General features: G+C 55.2%; 1 protein-coding gene. It reads left to right on the top strand.

Features of this window, described 5'->3' with window-relative positions; all coding sequences use genetic code 11:
- The coding region (locus tag BHD06_RS23515) for a DDE-type integrase/transposase/recombinase (protein WP_139784877.1) at nucleotides 1-172 on the top strand (172 nt) is incomplete at its 5' end.
- Nucleotides 173-252 lie beyond the last annotated feature (80 nt).

Genomic DNA, 252 nt, shown 5'->3' with positions numbered 1-252 from the left:
CGATCGACAGGAAACGCGGCGTTGGTTGAACAATCGAGCCGAGAATTCGCACCTGCCGTTCCGAAGGCGTGAGCGAGCGATGTTGCGGTTCAGACGAGTGCGAAGTTTGCAGAAATTCGCCGCCATCTGTAGCGCGACAATCTGGGTGAGAAGAGCGCGTCAATCAGGATGAGAATCCTTGGTCGCGACGTTTGTGACGATGGCGGTCTTTTCAGCCGCGATCAAGTGGTTTGTGTTTTTGATTGTCGCGGC

Source organism: Roseovarius sp. A-2, assembly GCF_002072155.1.
GTDB lineage: Bacteria > Pseudomonadota > Alphaproteobacteria > Rhodobacterales > Rhodobacteraceae > Roseovarius.
Note: the sequence above shows the minus strand (reverse complement) of the source record. Positions and strands in the feature narration are given on the sequence as shown.